We start from the raw sequence: 4,977 nt of genomic DNA, 5'->3' as shown, positions 1-4,977 counted from the left end.
ATATTACTTTAATATAGCTAAGCAGATATTTATAAATAAAATTTTCATTTATCAGTCGGTTGATTTGTTCTGGTGCCAGAATTTCATAAGAATTATAAAATCTAGTATCTTCAAAAATAGGTTCAAAATAAGGTAAAGGCAAAATAAACAAAATTACACAGAGGTAAAGTGAAAGAATTTGAATACAGAAAAGAGTTAAAGAGACAAAAAAGTAGAGAAAAATAAGTAAAAGAAGCAAAAATATAGCGGGAAAATTATAAACCAAAAGAACGAATCAAAAAGGTTCGAAAAAGGTTGAAATTCAATAAAAATAATAAATATTAAGTATCAAATATTAAGTATATATTTTATCTCCGAACAAAATTAGAACGAGTTGATTTAATAGAAGTGAGTAAATCATCTCTGCCCATATCATGAGCTAAAAAAGCAGAAGAAATAAAAAATATATTAATAAGATTAGCTTCAAGAGCAACAGAATTAGTAAAGCGTAATTTAGTATGAGATAAAATAGATTCTAACCTTGAAAAAAGAGATTCAATAAGAGGACGTTTGGAATAATTCTCTTTAAAGAAAGCAGAATTTCTAAAAAATAACATTCTAAAATTATTTTTAGAATAATTTTGATAACGATAACAATTTAATCTTGAACAAGAATCTGGTTTATCCTCTTTAGCAAAAGGACAAACAAATTTAGAACGATAAATACCTCTGTTTTTTTCAAAATACTGAGAATGAAGTTCAAGATCAACACCACAATCACCTTTAGGCATATATTGAACTGAATTAGAACGTAAAGGAATAAAAGCAGAACCATCAAAAACAAGATGAACAAAATCATAAATCCTAGAAGAATCATAACCTTTATCAGCAAGGACCTTAGAACCAGTAAATTCAAGATAACCCATAACAAGTTTAAGAAGAAGATTAAAAATAGAACTATCACTAGTAGAAGCAGGAGTAACAATAGTAAAAATAGGAATATTTAAAAAAGAAATGACATGAGCCTTATAACCAACATAAAACATAACCTTCTTAGGATTATCGTTATTATCATAAAATTTAACATTATCATTAGAAATAGGTTTAACGCCATAATCAGCATCAAGAAGAGAATAATAATCCTTAAATTTATTAGCATTATTACCAAGTTTAAAAGACTTAGAGTTATTAAAATGAGAATCAAACAAAATTGGAAAAGAATCAACAGACAAAAATTCAGTAGAAATAAAACCAGCAGAAATACCTCTAAATAAAAGATCAGTAATAAGAGCATAAATAATATTAATATCAAAAGATTTTCTAAACATAGAAAAAGTAGATTCAGCAGGGACATAATTTCTAATAGGATCAAAACCAATAAGTTAGGCTAAATAAGGATTAGAATAAAGATCATCAATAAGAGTGGAAATAGAAGAAATATTTTTAATAATTTTAAATAAAAGAGCTTTAATCATAGAAACAGGAGAATAACCAGTTTTACCAACACCAGAAGCATTGCTTCGCAAAAATTAAGGATAAAAATTATAAATAAAGTAAAATTAAATCATCCAGCTTGCGCAGGATGATTTAAAATTTTGGGGACAATAGACCAGTCGATATAGTCAAGAATAGTAATAATATATGCATAAGAAGAATGAGACTTTATATAATCATCATAGACAAAATCAAGATAAAATTGTTTAGGATTATTACTCATGGTTTAACCTTCCTGTAAAAGTGTATTATTTTATTTTACCACATAAAATAAATATTTAACCCAATTATATTATACACCAGAGAGGTAAACCTCTTAACAATATAAGATGAAAGTATTGTAAACAATAGGTTTTTAGAATTTTTTAAGATAGTATAATAAAAAATATATTAAGGATGTTTGTATGAAGTTATCTAAATATTTAATATATAAATGGACAAAAAATAGTTTAATTATATATAATACATTTAATAAATCTATTTTATTGTTAAATAAGAAAAATGGAGATTTATTCGTTAATAAAATAATAAAAGAAGATTTTAATGTACCAAAAGATATTATAAACTTTTTAATACGTGAAGGGATAATATATGAAGATGATAATTTTAGCGAAATCGATATCCTTAAAAGTATTGATTATGAAAATAGAAATAAAATAGAAGAACTCTATCTTACTATAGCATTGACTACAAAGTGTAATTTTTCCTGTATATATTGTTATGAAAAAGAAATAAAAAAAGAAGATATTACTAAAAATGTTATTGACAAAATAATTGACTACATATATGATAATATGAAAGATATTCAAAAATTAAAAATTACATGGTATGGTGGAGAACCACTTTTAAAAATACAAGAAATGGAATATTTTTTTCATAAAATCATCCCTCTTCTCAATGAGAAAAAAATAATTTATGAAAGTTCAATAATAACAAATGGTTATTTATTAAATAAAAAGATTATTGAAAAATTAAAAGAAATAAAAGTAACTCATTTACAAATTACAGTAGACGGAATTAAAGAGTTGCATGATGTCAGAAGGTTTTTAGCAAATAAAAAAGGAACGTTTGATATAATTATGAAAAATATAAAATATGCTAAAAGAGAATTTAATATAGCATTAAGAATAAATTTGGATAAAAAAATTTATGAAAACTTTGATGAATTTCTTAATTATTTAGAAGAAAAAAATTTAAAAAAATATATTTCAATTTATATATCTTTTGCAAAAGATTATTTCGGGAATAACATACATTATTTTAATAAATTAGAATACTATAGAGTAGAATCAGAAATAATAGAAAAAATTATTAATAGAGATTTTAAATATGCCTATGATATTTTAAGTGGTAGCGGAGTTTGTCCTGCACCATATAAAAAGAATTTGATAATCTCCTCAGATGGAAATATTTATAAATGTCCTTTACATATAGGAAATATAAATGAAGCAATAGGTGAAATTAAATCTTTTAAAAATTATGAAAATACAAAATGGTATTTTTATGATCCTTTTAAAGATGAAGAATGTGTAAATTGTGAGGTATTTCCATTGTGTATAACAGGATGTCATGATAAAAAAATGAAAGAAAGTGAAAGAAATTGCCCTTCTATTAAATATAATATAAAAAAATATCTTGAAATAATATATAAAGGTATGGTCTGAATTTTTCCAAAAAATTATGGATAAAAATAATTAATAGTATCTTCAAAAATAAGAAGAAAGAGAAATAAAAAAGATTACAGAAAAGCAAAGAAGGAACAAAAAAAGATATTATAAAGGAGGTGAAAAAATGAAAGTATTAAAAAAAGGTGTTCCAGTAAAAAATTTAAAAAAATATATTGTATATTCCTGTGGAAGTACCCCATATAGTGTATTTGTTCAAAAAACAAAATGTAGCTAACTTAAAAAACCTCAATATACTCTTTTTGAGTATATTGAGGTTTAAATATAAATATATAACCAAAGGAAGTGAAAGAGCATGAACAGAAATTTTAAATTATATATATTCGGAAGATTTATATCAAATTTGGGAGATACAATTCAGGTTATAGGTTTTCCTTTGTTGTTGTTAGATATGACACAATCGGCTACTATACTTGGATTAGCAACAATATTTATTATGTTTTTTGAACTAATAATAAGACCATTTTTGGGAGTTATTGCTGATAACTATAATAGAAAAAGAATAATGGTTGGAATGGATTTTATTAGTGGTATTTTATGTTTAACAATGGCATATCTTATAGCCAATAATATTATAAACGTATGGATGATATTTATATATTTAGTTATACAATCAATTGTAAGTACATTGTTTGACACATCAACTTATGCAATATTGCCAGAAATTGTAGAAAATAAATATCTTGAAAAAGCAAATTCATATCTTTTGATTGTTTCAAATATTTCTTCATTGGCTGGTCCTCCAATGGGTGCATTATTATATAGTGTATATGGAATTAAAATATTGTTGCTTATTAATGGAATAACTTTCTTACTATCAGGAATAAGTGAATTATATATTGAATATAATTATAATATAGAAAATAATAAAAAATTATTAGAAATATCATTTTACAACGAAATAAAAGATGGAATAAAATATTTAAAAAGAAAAAAAGAGTTAAAGCATTTATTGAATATGATTGTCTATTATTCCGCATGGATGATACCAATATTTGCAGTATTTATACCTATAATAATAAAAAGAGATGGAGGATTTTCTGCAACATATGTAGGATTAGCAGAAACAGCAATGACTATAGGTTCTCTGACAGGTGCATCGCTAATAACATTTGTAATGACAAATAATAAAAAAACATTATACTTTAAACTATCAAATATTATTATGAATATGGCAGTTTTATTTTTAGGGATAATAATATTCTGGAATTATCCGAATAAAATAATTAAATTCTCAGCGATATCAATAATGTTATTCTTGTTTAATATATCCTTTATAATATCCAATGTAATAATAAATTCGAAATTTCAAATGAGTATAGATAATGAAATAAGGGGTAGAATAGGTTCATTAAAAATAGTAATAATGCAGATAGCAACAATAATTGGAATATATATAGGTGGAAAAATAATAGATAAAATCAGCAGTGGATATTATTTAATATTTTTAGGAATAAGTGGGATATTAGTAACAACGCTTTATATAATCCCATATTCTCGTGAGAATATATAAAAACAGTTTTTTGTAGAATACATTTATGCTACTATAATAATACTAAGAAAAATAAATCTGGAGATGATTACAATGAAAAAATTACCAATAGGAGTACAAGATTATAAAGAAATAATAATAGAAGATTATATATATGTAGATAAAACAAAATATATCTATGAATTAATAAACAGTGGTAAATTTTACTTTCTCTCCCGTCCGATAAGATTTGGAAAGAGTTTAACAGTATCGACGTTTTATTATTTATTCAAAGGAGAAAAAGAATTATTTAAAGATACATACATATATGACAAATGGGAATTCAAA

At 23.7% G+C, this 4,977-nt stretch carries 5 protein-coding genes; 3 read left to right on the top strand and 2 right to left on the bottom strand.

Annotated features, from left to right (window positions below; genetic code table 11):
- Positions 1-347: 347 nt before the first annotated feature.
- Positions 348-1,307 carry a transposase gene (locus ACYQ44_RS10250; RefSeq protein WP_459997174.1) on the bottom strand — a complete coding sequence of 320 codons (960 nt, stop codon included), beginning with the start codon at positions 1,305-1,307 and terminating at the stop codon, positions 348-350.
- A 54-nt stretch (positions 1,308-1,361) separates the two neighbouring features.
- On the bottom strand, positions 1,362-1,505 hold the full coding sequence (locus ACYQ44_RS10245) for a transposase (RefSeq protein ID WP_459997172.1): 144 nt from the start codon (positions 1,503-1,505) through the stop codon (positions 1,362-1,364).
- A 372-nt stretch (positions 1,506-1,877) separates the two neighbouring features.
- On the opposite strand from ACYQ44_RS10245, the gene ACYQ44_RS10240 reads away from it, so the two are divergent.
- The 3 genes from ACYQ44_RS10240 to ACYQ44_RS10230 form a co-directional block, all read left to right on the top strand.
- Complete coding sequence (locus tag ACYQ44_RS10240) at positions 1,878-3,137, top strand: radical SAM protein (RefSeq protein ID WP_459997170.1); 1,260 nt, start codon at positions 1,878-1,880, stop codon at positions 3,135-3,137.
- A 316-nt stretch (positions 3,138-3,453) separates the two neighbouring features.
- The gene (locus tag ACYQ44_RS10235) at positions 3,454-4,671 is read left to right on the top strand and encodes an MFS transporter (RefSeq protein ID WP_459997168.1); all 1,218 of its coding nucleotides are present in this window, start codon (positions 3,454-3,456) and stop codon (positions 4,669-4,671) included.
- A 72-nt stretch (positions 4,672-4,743) separates the two neighbouring features.
- Positions 4,744-4,977: AAA family ATPase (locus tag ACYQ44_RS10230; RefSeq protein WP_459997166.1), on the top strand; the 234-nt coding region annotated here is incomplete at its 3' end.

This window comes from Marinitoga arctica, from assembly GCF_054657315.1.
This window is presented reverse-complemented; position numbering and strand designations above follow the sequence as displayed.